Raw genomic sequence first — 17,471 nt, 5'->3', positions numbered from 1 at the left:
AATTCCTGATTGGCAAACTAAAGCAGTATTCATGCTGCTTTAGTTTGGGAAAAATTAAAGCACCCACTAAACAGAGACTTGATTGATAGTTAGTGTTAACCCTTGTCGATAGGCTTCGCAAGCTCCGGCTTGATCATTCAGCCGTTCCAGTAATTTGCCAAGTTCCAAATAGGATGCTGCTTCTGGGGTTATACTAAGACTTTTTTCAAAATAATGTCGTGCTTTACCCCATAGGTTGTTTCTAAGACTCAAGCGTCCAAGACAAAGGTATAAGGCCGCTGAATCTGGGTTTTTCTTCACCAGCGACTCTGCAAAAATTAACGGCTTATCCCCCAAATTTAATTGACCATAGAGGGTAATTAATTTTTCATCAAATTGTTTTCTCAAACAATGGCGAAGAATGGGTTCAGCTTTCACATCCTCATGCCGTTCAAGCAAAAAATTGCAGTAAATAGCCATAAGTTCAGCATTATCTCGTAAATCTTTAGGTAAACTTGCCACCATCTTGTTGAGAGCTTCTGGTTCTGTAAGCTCCGTCATTGCCTCTAGATAGGCTTGATGACGTAATAAGTCAAATCCCTTTTCTGAAAGCACATGGTTCTTTTTTAATGCTGGCAATAAAGCAATGAGTTGTGGCCAATCTTTAACCTCTTTATAAAGTCGCATTAATAACTTAAGGACATAAGGGTGATTAGGTGCTAAATCTTGTAAATGTCTTAAAGTGGCGAGGGCTTGTTCCCATTGCTTATTGGCCAGCTGCAACTGCGCTTGAGTGAGCTCGACAGCAATTTTAGCATCAGGCATGGATTGCTGGGCTTCGCGTAAATAATCATCACGCAGTTTATTATCACCCATCTCTTGTGCGGCGCGAGCGGCGGTTAGGTAATTTAATAAAGGAGAATCAGTATCAGGAAGTGCCTTGATTAAATGGTTTTTAGCTTGAGCCCAATGCCCCTCACTGAATTCAATCAATCCTCGTTGAGTTTTTGCTTGTGCTTTTTGTACACGACGTTTTGCTTGCCATCGACGAAAAGTTGCGGGACTTTTGCTAATTTTGCTTAAAATTAAAAGAACAGCGTGCAGTATGAAAAAGACTAGAATGAGGCCTAAAATAGCCACCCATAAACTGGTTTCTATTGTCCAGTGGTTAATAGCAATCAATAAATAGCCCGGGTCTCGGTTTAACTGCACACCTATCCATACTGAGACAAGTAAAACTATAAAAATTAGTAGGACACGTATCATTGGGAAAGCTCTCCTTCTTTGAGAGAAGACGCGCTCGATTGGACGTTTTTATTTTTTATCAATTGATTAAGTAAAGGCAATGCCTTATCCAATTTTGGCTTGGCCAGGATTAATTTTTGTTGTTGCAGATTTTGTAACTGTTGAATAATGGCTTGAGTTGCAGGAGCTTTTTCATCAAAAACCCGTTTTATAGTTTTAATGGTCTTCGTTAATGCCAATTGATAGACCTCAGGATTATTTTGTAACAAGGCCCATTCTGCTTCTTCCAAGTTTAAGCGAATGGTCTCTTCTAACAGACTGTGTTGCAATGGAGATAACAAAGGCTCAACGGCTTCATCGTGACGGCGAATGACAATTAAATTTCCCAAAGAGTTAATACTTTCACGTAATTGCTCACGCCATTGTGAAGTTTGCCCTGGCGTTGTCTTAGTTTGGGCCTTCGCTAAGGGCTGTTTTAAAGGTAATGCTGACACGTTATTTTGAATGGCGTCAATTTGACTGAGTAAGCCTGCAATATCTAATTTAGGCTGTGTCTTTAAATGGCTAATTTCTTGCGCAATAGCTTGCCTGATAGCAAAAACAGGCTGTTCAGACAAAGCGGACAGGAGAGCATCTGCTTGTTGTAAAAGACCAATAGTTGTTTGCTGATCATTGCTCCACTGAGCATTCATTTGCGCTAATTCTAAATAGTAGCGCGCCTTTAATAAAAGCCAATCTTCTTTTTGGTATAAACGTTGTTGCATTGCCGTACGTAACTCTTGGTCCAGAGCCTTAAGATGACTTTGCAATTCAGATTGCGATTTATCAAGTGATTCAACACTAGCTCCTATCGATTGTGTATCCAATTGCTGTTGCTTCAGGTTGTTCAATTTTGTGCTTAACGTGTGTGCTTCTTGAGTGGCTTGGGCTGCAAGTTGTTTATTGGTCTGCAATGAATAAACCGCACAGATCAAAGCAATTATCGCGAGTGCAGACGATAAAATAGCAATGGCTAAAAGTAGCTTGGAAAAATGGGGTACAATAGCCGTTTTGGTTTCTACCGAGGGCGCTATTTTCTTAGGGGCATCTGGATTGGGTTTGGGGGACGGCTTTTTAGTTTGTTCTTCTTTATTATTCGCCATGAACTAATCCTTGGTTAAATTGATGCAGACTTTGTAAAATGGTCTCAGGACTACTTACTACAATGTGCTGAATTCCTAATGACGCAGCGGCCTTTGCCAAACGCTCACTAATAACTAAACAAGGCGTATGACAAAGCCAATCATGGGCTGCACGACCAAACATCGTAAAAATATTTTGCATCGCTTGTTGGCTTGTAAACAGTATAATATCCACAGCGTTTTCCTGCCACAATGAAGAAACAAACTGAGGATTAAACTTGGGCATTATCCGTTTATAAACGTTAATTCCAGTGATTTTGGCCCCCCGAGCTGCTAACGTTTGTTCAATATCAACTCTACCTTCTTCTCCTTTAAATAAAAGCACAGTTTTGTGACCTACATCTTGTAAACAATCCAGCAGAAGTAAGGATTCGCTCGTGGATTGTGTTGGAATAAAATCCACAGGAATATTATATGCTTCCAGTGCTGCAGCTGTAGCGTGTCCTACAGCAATGACTTTAAGGGCCTCTGGCCATTTAATGTTATAATTCTTTAATGTGTCAAGTGCATAATTTACCGCATTTGCACTAATAAAAATTGCAAAAACAGCATCATTAAGGGCGGGCCGTGAAAAAGCAACAGGCTCAATCGCTAGAGCAGGACATTCAATCGAGATCCCTCCCGCCTCTACAATTGCCGCACTTAGCGCTTTAGCCTGTGCTAAGGGGCGTGTGTTCAAAACGGACAAACCCTGTAAGCAATAACTCATGATACTTTAGAAAGTAGTTTATTTGCACCCTTGCTAAGCAGCGCTTGGGCGCAATTATCAGCCATGCGCATTGATTCTGATTGACCTCCATGTTGATTATCCTCAATCATAATCGTGCCATCCGTACTCATTACGCGGGCACGTAAGAGTATTTGATCATTAGAGTGTGGTTTGCAATAGACTGCAAGTGGAACATGACAGTTGCCGCCCAACAGAGCATTTACATAGCGTTCTGCCTGAACACAAAGTGCTGAGAGTGTGTCATTTAAAGGGGAAAGATATTGTTGTAAAACGACATCATCCTGTCGGCATTCAATTCCAAGAGCTCCTTGTCCACAAGCCGGCAACATAATATCCTCGCTGAGAATTTCGCTGATGCTATCTTCCATACCCAGGCGCTCAAGTCCTGCAAGTGCAAGTATAATAGCGTCATACTCACCATTTTGTAATTTTTCTAATCGCGTATTCACGTTGCCGCGTAATGGTTTTATGACTAAATCAGGTCGTGCTGCCAATAATTGAGATTGGCGTCTTAAGCTGGTAGTTCCCACGACTGCTTTGTGAGGCAAGTTTTGTAATTTACAATGATTCTTAGAGATAAGCGCATCGGTAGGGCTATGCCGTTTGCTGATTATCGGCAGGCATAGACCTTCGGGAAAAGTAGCCGGCACATCTTTCATAGAATGAACAGCAATGTCTGCCTGTTTATCAAGCAGGGCCTGTTCAAGCTCTTTAACAAAAAGACCTTTGCCTCCTGCAGCCTGAAGCTTATCCTTTAGGAATTTATCACCGGAGGTTAACATGGGTACAAGTTCTACATGCACAGGGTGAATTTCTTGAATTTTTTTGGCAATAAAATTAGCTTGCCATAATGCCAAAGGGCTTTTTCTTGTAGCAATACGTATGGTATCCACTTTAACTTCCAATAATATTTTGCAAATCATAACATTATTCAGGAAGAGGCGAGATACTGCAATTTGAAATCAATGGACTCTTACGATATCGGAAATCCATGCTAGTAATTAAGAGTAATCATGGATGGGCATCTACATATTCAAAAATGTGTTTTGTAAGCTCTCGATTTTTCCCTTCTCTATTTTGGCAACTATCTCTCTATTTTTATTAGCCATGTCAAAATGATCTCCACGATGTATGCTGTATTTCAGAGTTAAGTGATTTAAATTTTATCAACCTGGATCGTGTAATACAAATAAATGATTTCTCTCTCATTTGGAGAATGCTTTCTCTAGCATGTTGTTTTAATACCATTATAAAATGGAACAGATTAAGGGATTAAACAGCAATAAAAATGAAGAATTTCAAAAAAATTGTGAGCTATCTCGATAGTTCTATGCAGCGAAGTTTGTCGAATTCCGCGCATCAACTTGTGGCAGTCGGTGCAATTGCGTTTTTTGGATTTCCGCTATTTTATTGGATTTGGGCCGTACTGTTCCCCCAATATTATGAAACGGTGGGCTTTCGTTTTGTTGGGAGTATGCTTGGTTTAGGGCTTATGTTAACGCCGTACTGGCCCGCTGCATGCAAACCTTATTTACCGGGTTATTGGTTTTTAACCATTCTTTATACACTCTCGTTCTTTTTTGCTTACTCTTTTCTCATGAATCAAGCAAGTGACATATCGGCGATGTCATTGCTCTGCAGTGTCTTTTTATTGGTGTTGCTAGTTGATTTATTGAGCCTTACTGTATTGCTATTGCTAGGATGGGGATTAGCACTTATTTGTTATTATTTAATGTCATCCCAACTTTATTTTGGGAAAGAACATCTTGAAATGGCGATTGTGTTATTTTTTGTCATTATTGCTGGCTCTACAGTAAATTATAAAACAGCAATGCTACAGCAACAGCGTTTAGCGGGTATGGCTGCTGCTGCTGGAATGATCGCGCATGAATTGCGTACACCGTTGCTTGGGATAAAAAGTGGTGCAAAAGCGATGGCTCATTACTTGCCCCATCTATTTAGGGGGTATTACTTAGCCAAAGAGCATGGATTATTAAGTTCTTCAATTAGGGAGACCAGGTTACAGCAATTGGAAGAGGTGAGTGAGCGAATTATCAGCGAAATTAATTATGCAAATACGATAATTGACATGTTATTGGTAAAAGCAGGAAGGGAAAACTCATTACTAAACTGTGCTTTGGAAGTATGTTCGATGGCCGAATGTTTAAAAGAAGCATTGGCCCGTTACCCTTTTAAATCAATGCAAGAACGTTCCTTAGTGAATTCACAGGGTGATTTTATTTTTACAGGTTCAAAATTGTTAATGCAACATATTCTCTTTAATCTTTTAAAGAATGCTTTATATATCATTGCCACGGCACAAAAAGGAGAAATTACCATCTGGACAGAAAATGGCGAGAGATACAATACGCTTTATTTTAAAGATTCTGCTAAGGGAATGTCTTCACAACAACTCTCAAAATTATTTAATCATTTCTATACAACCACCTTCATGGGCACGGGGTTAGGATTATCGTTTTGTAAATTAGTTATGAATCGTTTTGGTGGTGATATTCGTTGCGAATCGGTTGAAGGAAAATACACTCAGTTTGCGCTATTTTTTCCAGTCATTTGAATCTGTTTTATTTGGGAAAATTAGTCACTCATGTTATTTTATATTCAGTATACATCATAGACTCGCAATTCTTTGTAAAAAATAATTTTTAAAACTCAATGTTTTATATTGTTAATCAATGGCTTAGAGTTAACTGCTTAAAAATTCTGTAAGTTTTAGAATGTACTTATCGGTTTTAATGCTTAAGTAAGGCAATGTTTTTGCTATAAGGAAACGAGGCTCAGGAGGAGCTATGCAACATTTTTCAATACCAACCTGCTACTTTCCAAGTACGGCCCTATTTATTGATGATAGCCGTGATTTTTTATTAAATTTTGTGCTTCAGTTAGATGAAGGGCTTGCGTATCGCGTTTTTGATTCTCCATTTGATGCTTTGGATTATATTCATAAAAAAAATTGTGAATTGGTTATGCTCAGTCAGCGTTGTTTAAGCGAGTATACAGAAGCTAACAATTGTCCCTTGACTAATCACACCATCAATCTCAATTTGAGTGCTATTCATGCCGAAATCTATAATCCACGTCGTTTTTCTGAAATTTCAGTAGTGGTTGTTGATTATGCAATGCCTGGTATGGATGGCATCGAGTTTTGTCGTAAAATTGGTAACACAAATATCAAAAAAATTCTGTTGACCGGTCAAGCTGATGAGAAACTCGCAATTGAAGCATTTAACGAAGGACTAATTCATCGTTTTATTCAAAAAAGCGACCCACATGCTGCTGAATTGATTACCAGAAGTATTTATGATTTGCAGCTTCAATATTTTCAGTCAATGTCCGACATGATTGTGCGTATGTTATCTGTAACATCACCAAGCTGTTTGCATGATAACAAATTTGCTGAATTTTTCCGACAACTTCGCTTGGAAAAAGGGATTGTAGAATATTATTTGGCAGACAATTCTGGTAGTTTTCTGTTATTGGATGATGATGCGAATGCTAGTTTTCTTATTGTCAAAAATGAAGCGGACATGCGTTTACATTACGATCTTGCATTAGACAATGGTGCTAGTGAAGACGTTCTTGATCAACTCGCCGGCGCTGAAAAAATCCCTTGTTTTTGGCAGGAAGCAACACGCCCCCCCGAATGGAATGATTGGGCTGCTTGCTTAATACCCGCCCATCGCTTTGTGTCTGAAGAGACTTATTTTTATGCCTATACTCAAGGACCGGCTCTATTTGATGTACATCAGGATAAAATAGTCTCTTATCATCAACATTTAGAAGAAATTGATGCCGAAGAATTGTTACTAACCTAGGAACGTTATAATTTCCACTGTTGTTGTTTTTAAATCCTGCCATTGCGAACTTAGTGAAGCAATCCAGTCAAAGCCCATCAAGCTCGATACTAGATTGCTTCGTGATGCTAGCAAAAACAGTATCTCGCTTTAGGACCCAAACAACTAAAGATTGTGAAATAAAGGAAGATCCCGTCCATGTTTTTTAATAGCCAATAAGCAATCTACTATTTTGCTCAGTTCATCCTGTTGATGATTCGTATTGACCGATAAACGGATAAGAGCATTGTTTTTGGGCGTTGCAGGTGAGCAAAACACCGCTCCATGGATATTTACTTTCTCAAGCTCATTACGTAGCCAAATCGTATTAGCCTCATTACCGGTATGAAGTGGAACAATTTGTGAATCACTTCCTCCCAAATAAAATCCGGCGTTTTCTAAAGATGAACGCAAGAATAGAGCATTAGCGTGTAGTTTTTCACGTCGCCATTCTTCTTTAGCAATGATTGCAATGGATGCATGAAAACCTGCCAAATCATGTGGTAGAAGTGTAGAACTAAAAATAGTTGGCAATGCGGTATAGCGAATTAATTCAATCAAATTGCTGTTGGCAAGAATAATGCCCCCACGCCCTGATAACGCTTTAGCAAGACTGGCAGTAATAATGTCTACGTCGTTTTCTAAACCTAAGGAAGCAACCAAACCGCTGCCTTGGGGTCCATGCGTCCCTAAAGAATGAGACTCATCAACAATCAGCAGGCAATTGTATTTCTTTGCTAATTTTGTATATTCTTTTAGAGGGCTGATGGTGCCGGTTGTGCTATAGATTGAATCGACTGCAATAATTCCAGAACCATACCGCTTCAAACGTTTTTCCAGCGATGCGACTGAATTGTGTTGAAAAGGAATTGGTTTGGCATTCGCAGCTTTGACTCCCTCCCAAAACGACATATGGGCATAAAAATCTAAATAGACTGGCAAATCACGAGGAGCCAGGGCCTGGATTAAACCTATATTCGCACACCAACCCGATTGGGCTAACAAACATGACGGATAGCCAGTGAAATTAGCAAACTTCTGTTCGCAGTCAGCGAGTAAACTATCATCCGTTAAGAAAACAGGCGACTGCATCTGACCATTACCATAAGCCATCATGGCAGCGATTTGTGCCTTTATCAATTTATTATGGCGGCTGATATGTAAATAGTCATTGCTTGTAAGCATCAGCGCATCGGGTGAGGGTGTTTTACCTTTAAGAATATGTTGACCTTGCCAGGATTGTTGAACTCTGCCTTCAAAATATTGCTGCATGGCATGTAGAATGAAAGGAGGAAAATCATCATTGTGTCTATCAGACATTCTTTGGGTACAACTGAAAGCGTGTTGTCTATTGTACTCTACCATCTAGTAGCCAATCCTGCATGCGACCGATGTAATTAAATCGCGGTGGTAACTTTTTATTATTAATATGGTTATAACAAGCTCAGCGTGCGCCGTCAATTCTGTGAAATTTTTATTAAAATTAATGCGGAGAAGATATTTTTTGTAGATGAGCTTTTTACTAGATGAAGCTCTGTGGTAGTTTCCTCAATTTTAGTATGCTGTTTGGATTTACACGAGCTTACTAGTACGAGGAATTAATGGATGAGCAATTATTTTGCAAATAAAGTGATTTGGATTACTGGAGCTTCTTCTGGAATAGGAGAAGCGTTAGCTTTGGCACTTGCTCAAGAAAATACTTGCTTAGTTCTATCTGCTCGTCGTGAAGAGGAGCTGTCTCGTGTTGCAAAAATGTGTCAGGAGAAAAAGGCTGAAACTTTGGTTTTACCCATGGATCTGTCTTCATTCGATACCTTTGAGGCCTGTACACAACTTGTTTTAGAGACATTTAAACGCATCGATATTTTGATACTTAACGCCGGTATTAGTGGTTATGGACGTGTGGTTAAAGTCCCTTTCTGGGCAGAACAAGAATTATTTAATGTTAATTTTTTATCAACGATCGCTTTAACTAAAGCAGTGTTACCCAGTATGTTGGACAATAAAAAAGGGCAAATTATAGCGATCGCGAGTGCCTTGGCGTATATAGAATATCCTGAGCGTGCACCGTATGCCGCGTCTAAACATGCAATGCTTGGCTATTTTCATTCATTAGGATTCGAAGTTGAGGGCCATGGACTGCACGTTGGCGTCGTGTGTCCGGGTTTTGTTAAAACATCTCTTGGTAAAAAAGCATTTAATGAACAAGGCAAACCTTGTAATGTAGAAAATCCAGGGCAAAAAGAAGGTTTGGCTGTCGATGTTTGTGCACAAAAGATAATTAAATCAATCAAAAAAAGGAAGAGAGAAGTTTACATTGGGCGCTATGAGCCTTGGGTAATACGATTACGCCGTCATTTTCCCAGGGTCTATTTTTCGATGCTTTCGTTTATTTGGAGACATTGGCAGAAAAAATTAAAGGAAAAAATCTAACAGTCAAAATTATTTCCATTCAGCAATTTTTCGCATGATAAGCCCTGCACCGTAAAGAACTACCCCTGTTAATAATAAGCATCCAATTCGAACAATTGTCGGTGTTGATGAGGCATCGTAAAGCAGGGCTTTACCCGCCGCAAAGCTTAAAACTAATAATGCAGAACGAGCCATCACTCTGTCTTTACGGTAAAACGCGAAAGAAATGACCAGTATTGCATAAAATAGCCATGAGGCTGAAACAGCAAGTGAACCATAATCAGTCATCAGCCTATAAAGTCCTGTTATTCCTAATAAGTGCGCAGAACCCAGTAATAAATACTCAAACTCTTCCCTATTGAGTGATTTCTTATTATTCAGAAAGAGGAGTGCCCAGATACTAAAAAATGCGGCAAATGAAACAATGAGCCATGATAGGTCAAACCCTGTTAAAAGGTTAGATAGCATACATAAGTATTCAATAGCTAAAATAGCAAAAATGGCTAAGCTTGGGATAAAAAAAGCCCGACTTTTAGTGGTCTGCGGTATCAATAAAGAGCCGAGAAGAATGAGCACAAATAGCCAGGGCCGCACATCAACTGGTAAAAGTTCAAGATAAATGGAATGAAAGGCAACCAGAGTGACAAACGCAAGAATCACTGATTGACTGTTTAAACTCTGCGTCGGGAACCATTTTTTGGCGGAGAGATAAAGGCTTAATAAAAATCCGGCAAACAGTAAAGAAATCCAGGGTGCTAAATGGGGATAACTGCGATCAATAAAATAATATTCCATAACGTAAAAAATAATAAGCACGGGGAAGAAACTCCAGGCTTCAGTTTCGGTGAGATATTGTTTGGTTGTTTGCGTATAAAAATAAGTACCCAGCGAAAATATAAGAAAATGCAAAGCAAGAATCACAGCAATGAGGATATTTGCATCCAAACCAAAACCGACAATACTCGAGGCTAAAATCGCTAAATAGGCGGCGAGCATCGTTAAAGTTCTTGAGTGAACCCAAATTGAAATGGTTGCAAAGGTTAAAGAGCAGACGACAAAATAATACAAGGAAAAAATTGCTGTGGTCTCAAGACCAAGCACAATTGGGGCGATATACGCGCCTACTGCTGTCACAATGGCATATAAGTCATGTTTAATCTTGATGTATAACCAGATGCACAATATTGAAATAAGTACCGTAAGCGCAATAGCTGTTTGAAATAATATTAATGAATAGAGGCGGTACGCAGCAAAAGTAGCGAGGTAAAGAATGATAATACCTGCAGCAGGTAACAGACTCGCATAGCTTCTATCCGTAGGCAAGAGCATATAGCCCGCTCCTATTAACGCAAGGCCAAGCAAATGGGCGAGACCAATTTGTCTGGCAGGTGTTAGCCAGCCAGAATCCATCGTTAATTTAACAATAAAACCAGCAGCTACAATAAAGCAAATAATGGCTATAATTCCTAGCCAATTGCCTGGCTTGACCGCTTGTTTCTCTTTCGGGGGTGTTGTTGCAGTAGAGGGGACTATTTCCGCTGTCCATTGCGATTGATCTGATTCTTTATGTAATTGAGCCTCAAGAGTTGAGACACGAGTCTCAAGTGATTTTAATTGTGCTTCAAGATTCTCTGTATCCATCTTTTCCTCAAAACAACATCGTTAATTAGGACTCAATATCCATAATGGTTTTTTTTTCACACCAGTCTAGGTGTCACAAAATCAAGTTATGGTAAGTGACAAATTAAAAAATGAAAAGATTCATGTGATGCGTTAAAAAAATAAATAATACAATAGACTAACTGGAAATGCGGGTAGCTTGTCGGTATGATTTTTAAATTCAAAGGAAAAAAGGTTAAATTATGCGTCTTAGTGTATTAGTTTTTCTTCTTGTTGGTTTCGCAAACACTTATGCGACTGAAGATTTTGATCGTCAGCAAATTGAGCAACGTATTCAACCTGTCGGGCAGGTGCGATTACAAGAACAAAAAACTACCGCTCCTGCTGTAACTGCAAACCCCGAAGAAACTAAAGCTGATGCGGCCAAAAAAGAGGAACCTCCCGGGCAAGCAATCTATGAAAAGTTCTGTAGTGTTTGCCATCGAGATGGGGTCGCCGGAGCACCTAAAATTCACGATGCCGCAGCTTGGAAGCCTCGTCTAGACGCAAAAAAGCTTGATGGGCTAACTGCTTCCGCAATTAAAGGACTTAATGCTATGCCACCCAAAGGAACTTGCATGGAGTGTAGCGATGCAGATATTAAAAATGCAATTCAATTTATGTTGCCACAATCATGATCAAATTGACGTATAAGCAGCAGCAAATCGCTTTGTTTCTAGTGAGTGCAATCGTCCTTGGTTGTTCATTCTATTTTCAATATGTCAAAGGACTTGTGCCTTGCCCTTTATGTCTAATGCAACGATTCTGTGTTTTTTGGTTAGTAGTAGTCGGTTTTGTTGGCATCTTCTGGAATTCTCTGAAAGCAGTTAAATGGTTGTCAATTCTGCAAATTATAGTTGCTCTTGGCGGGTTATTTTTTGCCACTCGACAGTTATGGTTACAGTCATTGCCGAGTAATCAAACTCCAGCATGTATGCCTGAACTGGGTGTTCTCATTCGTTATTTTCCCTGGAGTGACGTGTTGCATGCTTTATTTTGGGGAGCGGGGGATTGTGCTGAGGTTTCCTGGCGATGGCTTGGATTGTCAATGCCTGCCTGGTCTGCCTTATATTTCTTGTTTATGCTTCTTACCTCAGCATGGAACTTGTGGAAGCTGCCAAAACTAGCGCAGATCTCCACATAATCTATAAATTTACTGGTAAATAAACAACCCCTTGGCTATCATCACATCCCATTAAAGTTTTTGCCAGTCAAGTTATGACAAATCGATTTAGTTGTGAAGTTTTAAAACGTCATGCTCACTCAAAGGCACGGGTAACCCGTGTCAGTACTCCCCATGGCTATTTTATTACTCCTGCTTTTATGCCAGTGGGAACTCGAGCAGGCGTTAACAATATGATGCCTCATGAATTATTACAGGCTGGCAGTCAGATTATTTTGGGAGGTAATACCTATCACATGCTTTGTGCTCCCGGAATGAAAGTTATAGAGGAAGCGGGAGGCATGCATCCTTTTATGGGATGGCATGGGCCAATGCTAACTGATAGCGGGGGTTTTCAGGTATTTAGTTTGTCTAAAAATAAAGAAATTTGTGTTATCGATGAAGAAGGAGCCCATTTTAAGCTGCCAGGTTCTGAACGATTGATTCACATGACTCCTGAAATGTCTCTGGAAACGCAGAAAATCATTGGTGCAGATATCATTATGGCATTTGATCAATGTACCCCTGATCACTGTTCTCGCGATGAAGTGCAACTTATAATGACCCGTACTCATCGATGGTTGAAACAATCCGTTGCCTACCATCAGCAATTTCCCACCTCACGCTATGGTGCCGTGCAAGCCCTATTTGGCATTATTCAAGGTGGTGTATACGAAGATTTACGCCGCGAGAGTGCAGCATTTATTGCTTCCATGAATACAGATGGTCTCGCTATTGGTGGTGAAACAATTGGTTTTAACATGGAAACGACGGTAGAAGTGATTCGTTGGGTGAGAGAGTTTTTACCAGAAAATAAACCTCGCTATACCATGGGTGTTGGTATGTCACCTCAGGATTTACTTGATGTTGTAGCCGAAGGAATTGATATATTCGATTGTGTTGCGCCAACGCGTAATGCTCGCCATGGTGCTCTATATTGTGGTGAAGTAGTCAAGACTGGTAATTGGCTTAAATTTGAAAGTCCTTACGAGAATGAACGTATTCAAATTAAAAAGGCATGTTTTGCACACGATCTACAGCCGATTATGGCAAGTTGTTCTTGCTACACATGCAAGCATTATTCGCGTTCTTTTTTGCACCATTTATGCAAACAGAAATCCAATTTGTTTACCGCATTGGCAAGTATACATAATATCCATGTAATGCATGATGTTTGTGCTAAAATGCGCGATTTAGTCATGGCCTAATTTTAGATACAGGAGATTTTAATGATTGTAATTTCTACTTCAAAAGGTGATATACACTTACAGCTTGATGAAGAAAATACTCCAGAAACTGCGCAAAATTTTCTTAATTATGTGCGAAGTGGATTCTATAACGACACTATTTTCCATCGTGTCATTGATGGTTTCATGATTCAGGGGGGAGGCTTAACTGCTGATATGACGCAAAAACCTACTGAATCTGCCATTAAAAATGAAGCAAAATCCGCAAAACCCAACAAACGAGGCACCATTGCTATGGCTAGAACAATGGATCCTCATTCCGCAACATCACAGTTTTTTATTAACGTTGCTGATAATGCATTCCTCAATTTTACCGGTGAACATGCGCAAGGTTATGGCTATTGTGTTTTCGGAGAAGTTGTGGAAGGGATGGATGTGGTTGATGCGATAGTCAAGGTAAAAACGGGGCAACGCATGGGACATGCGGATGTACCTGTAGAAGCGGTAGTTATTCATGAAATTCGTGAAGTTTAAATTAAACTTCGAAAAAAGGCAGTCAACTGACTGCTTTTTTTAACGACGATGTCGTTTTCTTAAGCTCTTTGAGTAGTCAAATTTTGGCATTTCAATCTGATAAGAAATAGCAATCACCCTTGCCGTAAAAATAGAAATAAGGGTAATAATGACATTGATATTTTTAGGAACATTGAAATGCGCTAGTACAATAAATAATAACGCGCCAGCTAATGCGATCGTGGCATAGAGTTCTCTACGTAAGACCAAGGGTATATCATTGCAAAGAATATCTCGTAGCATCCCCCCACAAATCCCTGTAAGCATACCACTTATAATAGCTATACCCGGGGAGTAGCCATTCGCTAATACTTTTTGAGCACCAATAATCACAAAAGCGGATAAGCCTAACGCGTCTAGAATTAGGAAAACCTTCATAATGCGTACTAAAGAGTGCGCAATAAAGATAGTTAAAAATGCAAAACCAGAGGTATAAAGAATATACTCTGGATGAGCTACCCAAGTGAGAGGATGCGTATTAAAAAGAACATCTCTCACTGTTCCGCCGCCCAGAGCTGCAATGCAAGCAATCAGCATTACACCAAAAAAATCCATTTTTTTCCTTCCAGCAGCAATCGCACCTGTAATTGCTTCTACACAAATGCCCATGATAAAGAGATAATGTAACAACATAATTGTGCACTGCGCTAAAAAAGCGCAATCATACCACTTTTTATCGGTTTGGCGAAATAGCAAGCTTATGCTGGCTTTTAATAATGGTAAGACCCATAATTAACAGGATAGGAGGAGAGCTTTAAATGGGTAATGAACATCACGAACATACATTTCTCGAAGCGGTTGATAGTGACACAAGAGATAATATTTTACGTTTGGATCAAAAGTTAAAAGGATTGCAAGCAGAGATTACAGCAAAAATTGATGCATTGGCTTCCCTAGCGGATGGACCTTCTAATGAACGTAAGCAACAATTACTTACTCTTGCAGATGAAGTAGACAAAGCTATCGTTGGAATTCAGCGGTTAGTTCATTTAGTAATTTCGGATGAATTTTCACCGAGTGAATTTAATGAACTTAATCATGAAAAAATTGAAGCTTTGCGAGAAATGTTTAAGGAAAGTGCTGATAAAATTTCACTTATCAAAGAGAAGTTTTGACCGATAATCATTTCTTTTTTTTACTTGGGCTGACATTGACTCGATTTCGACCCGCAGCTTTCGCTGCATAAAGTGCTTTGTCAGCGGCATTAATTCATTCATCGCCGGTTTGTCCGTCGTAGGGTGAGGTTGCCACACCAAAAGAGGCTGTTACTGAAAGGACTGAGGCCCCATAAATGATTGGAGCGACTGAGAGGGCGCTTCGTAATTGCTCAGCACGCTCAAGGGCCAGATTTTTTTCTACTTTGGGTAGAACTAATAGAAATTCTTCTCCGCCATAATGACAATAGTCATCATTAGGGCAAGCATGTTGCTTTAGCAAATTGCCAAAAATCCGCAATACCTCGTCACCGGCAAGATGTCCGAATTGATCATTAACTTTTTTGAAATGATCAAGATCGCCCATAATAATGCTGATAGGGTAATTATTGTGGTAGGAAAGTATTAATTCCTTATCTAGAGTTTCCTAAGATAGCGGCGATTGTATAGATCTGTTAAGGCATCATGGATAGATTGATCAAATAATCTTTCTTGTAGAGCCTGCAATTCACGTTCTGCACGAATACGCTCGCTTACATCCATTATCAACCCAATTAATACTTTTCTGTTGCTACATCCCAGAGGACCTAGTTGATGAATTTCTTCGGCACTATAACCAAATATTTCATTAAATTTAGCATTGGAATAACTAAATTTATTATTTTCTACAATGACGATGCCTACCAAAGACTGGCTGACTAAACCATGAAATTTTGCTTCAGACTCGCGTAAGGCGCCAGTTATTTTTTTATTTTCATGCAATGCCTCTTCCAATTCAGCAGTACGAGTTCGCACCTGTTCTCTAATTGCAGTCTGAAACAAACTAAAATCTAAGCGAGGTTAACACCCTTAGCGACTCGCAAAACCAATCCGTTCTCAATGGCACAGAAAAAAGTTAAACTGTCGTCCTCATTTGCTTTTTGAATAGAACGAACGTAATTGTGCCTTCGATCATAACTACTGATAAGAAGAAAAGGACTAATTCCATATCTGGCTGCTCAACACCTTTATAAAACTCCCGAACAGCCTCCCTTGCATTTGTTAAGTTAGAGTTAGCCTGACGTATGGAATTTTTGTTTCCCATAGTCTCGACCTATTGAAATAATTTGCTGTACTCTGGAGTATAGATGGATTGTCTTGTAATCGTTCTAAGTGTCTTCCTGTTGCTCAAGATAGGATTCGATGTACCTCTTAGAGCGTTGTTGTATATTTTTAAGGATAAAAAAGGACATGAATAGAAAAAGTACTCTAATTCTCATTTTTGGATTTCTTTTTTCTCAATGGCTATATGGCAGCGCGCCTACACTAACAATTGGACAACAAATCGATACAATTGTTGCGAATAACATGCAACAGCATGGTATTCCTGGATTAGCTATCGCTGTATTGAAAGATGGGAAGCCTTTGTTGATGAAGGGCTATGGTTATGCAGATGTTCAACAAAAACAACTAGTTACCCTCAAAACGCTGTTTGCGATTGGTTCAATTTCTAAAGTACTGACAGCATTTGCATTGATGAGTTTGGTGCAAGAGGGCAAAATTAATCTTGATGATTCAGTACTGAAATATATTCCTAAAGCCCCACCTCAGTGGCAAGCGGTCACGATTCGCCAATTACTTTCGCATACCAGTGGAATCCCACAACATCAAGGGCCACATCTTCCTTGGGGGCAAATATGGACTATGATGGCTAATAAACCTATGGAGTTCACCCCTGGCACAGCAGTGAAATATAATAACTTCGGCTATATTGTGTTGGGAAGAGTTATTGAAAATGTCAGTCAACAGTCACTAGACATTTACTTAAACCAAACCATTTTTACTCCTCTTATAATGAGAAATACAGGTTTTCCTGCTAATTTATTTCCACCCGGACTGGCTACTGGTTATCGCGTTAATGCAGGTGAGGTGCCTATGCCTAATCCTAATAAGAAACCCTGGTTACAAATGTGGAGTTCTGGAGGTATTGTTTCAACAATTAGTGATATGGCCAAATGGGACAGGGCGATGTCAGCGGGTAAAATTTTGAGTGTTTCGAGTTATCGTCAAATGTGGAGTCCGGTATTTTTAAAAAATGGTCAGCCTGCAGGTCATAAGAATTGGGCCTGGTCTTTGGGGTGGCAAGTTTCCTATACTTCAGATGAGTTAGTGGCAGCAAAAAATGGGGCTATAAGAGGGTATAGTAGCTGGATAGTTCGTCATATTGATAATCATCTAAGCATCATTATTTTAACAAATACCAATAAAGTACCTTTAAAACGTATTGCAAGACAAATTTTTAAGCAAATTAAGCTAACAAAAAATTCTGTTAAATGAATAAGTTAATTGAATTAGCTGT

The 17,471-nt window shown here is 39.5% G+C and carries 18 protein-coding genes; 9 read left to right on the top strand and 9 right to left on the bottom strand.

Features of this window, described 5'->3' with window-relative positions; all coding sequences use genetic code 11:
- Positions 1-66 precede the first annotated feature (66 nt).
- The 4 genes from LHA_RS12885 to hemC are packed head-to-tail and all read right to left on the bottom strand — an operon-like array spanning position 67 to position 4,058.
- The gene (locus tag LHA_RS12885; RefSeq protein WP_045106904.1) at positions 67-1,245 is read right to left on the bottom strand and encodes a heme biosynthesis protein HemY; all 1,179 of its coding nucleotides are present in this window, start codon (positions 1,243-1,245) and stop codon (positions 67-69) included.
- Positions 1,242-2,366, bottom strand: a complete 1,125-nt coding sequence (locus tag LHA_RS12880; protein ID WP_045106903.1) for a uroporphyrinogen-III C-methyltransferase — start codon at positions 2,364-2,366, stop codon at positions 1,242-1,244. Before LHA_RS12880 ends, LHA_RS12885 begins: the two co-directional genes overlap by 4 nt.
- Positions 2,356-3,114: a uroporphyrinogen-III synthase gene (locus tag LHA_RS12875; RefSeq protein ID WP_045106902.1), complete on the bottom strand. Its 759-nt coding sequence runs from the start codon at positions 3,112-3,114 to the stop codon at positions 2,356-2,358. Before LHA_RS12875 ends, LHA_RS12880 begins: the two co-directional genes overlap by 11 nt.
- On the bottom strand, positions 3,111-4,058 hold the full coding sequence (hemC, locus tag LHA_RS12870; RefSeq protein ID WP_045106901.1) for a hydroxymethylbilane synthase: 948 nt from the start codon (positions 4,056-4,058) through the stop codon (positions 3,111-3,113). The genes LHA_RS12875 and hemC overlap by 4 nt, the downstream gene beginning before the upstream one ends.
- Positions 4,059-4,423: 365 nt before the next feature.
- Between hemC and LHA_RS12865 the strand changes: the two genes are divergently transcribed.
- Positions 4,424-5,710: a sensor histidine kinase gene (locus LHA_RS12865; protein WP_045106900.1), complete on the top strand. Its 1,287-nt coding sequence runs from the start codon at positions 4,424-4,426 to the stop codon at positions 5,708-5,710.
- Between the two features lie 232 nt (positions 5,711-5,942).
- On the top strand, positions 5,943-6,968 hold the full coding sequence (locus LHA_RS12860) for a response regulator (protein ID WP_045106899.1): 1,026 nt from the start codon (positions 5,943-5,945) through the stop codon (positions 6,966-6,968).
- 144 nt (positions 6,969-7,112) lie between these two features.
- On the opposite strand, the gene cqsA is transcribed toward LHA_RS12860, so the two are convergent.
- Positions 7,113-8,306 carry an alpha-hydroxyketone-type quorum-sensing autoinducer synthase gene (cqsA, locus tag LHA_RS12855; protein WP_231861925.1) on the bottom strand — a complete coding sequence of 398 codons (1,194 nt, stop codon included), beginning with the start codon at positions 8,304-8,306 and terminating at the stop codon, positions 7,113-7,115.
- A 285-nt stretch (positions 8,307-8,591) separates the two neighbouring features.
- On the opposite strand from cqsA, the gene LHA_RS12850 reads away from it, so the two are divergent.
- A complete protein-coding gene (locus tag LHA_RS12850; protein WP_045106897.1) occupies positions 8,592-9,419 on the top strand; it encodes an SDR family oxidoreductase in 828 nt (275 codons plus the stop codon).
- Positions 9,420-9,428: 9 nt separating this feature from the next.
- On the opposite strand, the gene LHA_RS12845 is transcribed toward LHA_RS12850, so the two are convergent.
- On the bottom strand, positions 9,429-11,039 hold the full coding sequence (locus tag LHA_RS12845) for a DUF2339 domain-containing protein (protein WP_045106896.1): 1,611 nt from the start codon (positions 11,037-11,039) through the stop codon (positions 9,429-9,431).
- 221 nt (positions 11,040-11,260) lie between these two features.
- Here LHA_RS12845 and LHA_RS12840 point away from each other — a divergent pair, with 221 nt between their 5' ends.
- The 4 genes from LHA_RS12840 to LHA_RS12825 all read left to right on the top strand — a co-directional run bounded on the left by LHA_RS12840 (position 11,261) and on the right by LHA_RS12825 (position 13,940).
- Complete coding sequence (locus tag LHA_RS12840; protein WP_045106895.1) at positions 11,261-11,695, top strand: c-type cytochrome; 435 nt, start codon at positions 11,261-11,263, stop codon at positions 11,693-11,695.
- Positions 11,692-12,201 (top strand): disulfide bond formation protein B, encoded by a 510-nt coding sequence (locus tag LHA_RS12835; protein WP_045106894.1) that lies wholly within the window; start codon positions 11,692-11,694, stop codon positions 12,199-12,201. The genes LHA_RS12840 and LHA_RS12835 overlap by 4 nt, the downstream gene beginning before the upstream one ends.
- A 74-nt stretch (positions 12,202-12,275) precedes the next feature.
- Positions 12,276-13,427, top strand: a complete 1,152-nt coding sequence (gene tgt / locus LHA_RS12830; protein WP_045106893.1) for a tRNA guanosine(34) transglycosylase Tgt — start codon at positions 12,276-12,278, stop codon at positions 13,425-13,427.
- A gap of 21 nt (positions 13,428-13,448) precedes the next feature.
- Positions 13,449-13,940: a peptidylprolyl isomerase gene (locus LHA_RS12825; RefSeq protein ID WP_045106892.1), complete on the top strand. Its 492-nt coding sequence runs from the start codon at positions 13,449-13,451 to the stop codon at positions 13,938-13,940.
- 39 nt (positions 13,941-13,979) lie between these two features.
- Here the strand turns inward: LHA_RS12825 and LHA_RS12820 are convergent, their stop codons facing one another.
- Positions 13,980-14,612, bottom strand: a complete 633-nt coding sequence (locus LHA_RS12820) for a trimeric intracellular cation channel family protein (RefSeq protein ID WP_045106891.1) — start codon at positions 14,610-14,612, stop codon at positions 13,980-13,982.
- A gap of 125 nt (positions 14,613-14,737) precedes the next feature.
- On the opposite strand from LHA_RS12820, the gene LHA_RS12815 reads away from it, so the two are divergent.
- Complete coding sequence (locus LHA_RS12815; RefSeq protein ID WP_045106890.1) at positions 14,738-15,094, top strand: hypothetical protein; 357 nt, start codon at positions 14,738-14,740, stop codon at positions 15,092-15,094.
- Between the two features lie 94 nt (positions 15,095-15,188).
- Here the strand turns inward: LHA_RS12815 and LHA_RS12810 are convergent, their stop codons facing one another.
- Positions 15,189-15,500: a GGDEF domain-containing protein gene (locus tag LHA_RS12810; protein ID WP_045106889.1), complete on the bottom strand. Its 312-nt coding sequence runs from the start codon at positions 15,498-15,500 to the stop codon at positions 15,189-15,191.
- A gap of 50 nt (positions 15,501-15,550) precedes the next feature.
- Entirely contained in the window at positions 15,551-15,928 is a 378-nt protein-coding gene (locus LHA_RS12805) for a PAS domain S-box protein (protein ID WP_045106888.1), read from the bottom strand.
- 435 nt (positions 15,929-16,363) lie between these two features.
- Between LHA_RS12805 and LHA_RS12795 the strand changes: the two genes are divergently transcribed.
- On the top strand, positions 16,364-17,449 hold the full coding sequence (locus tag LHA_RS12795; RefSeq protein WP_045106886.1) for a serine hydrolase domain-containing protein: 1,086 nt from the start codon (positions 16,364-16,366) through the stop codon (positions 17,447-17,449).
- The last annotated feature ends 22 nt before the right edge of the window (positions 17,450-17,471 follow it).

It is taken from the genome of Legionella hackeliae (assembly GCF_000953655.1).
GTDB lineage: Bacteria > Pseudomonadota > Gammaproteobacteria > Legionellales > Legionellaceae > Tatlockia > Tatlockia hackeliae.
Note: the sequence above shows the minus strand (reverse complement) of the source record. Positions and strands in the feature narration are given on the sequence as shown.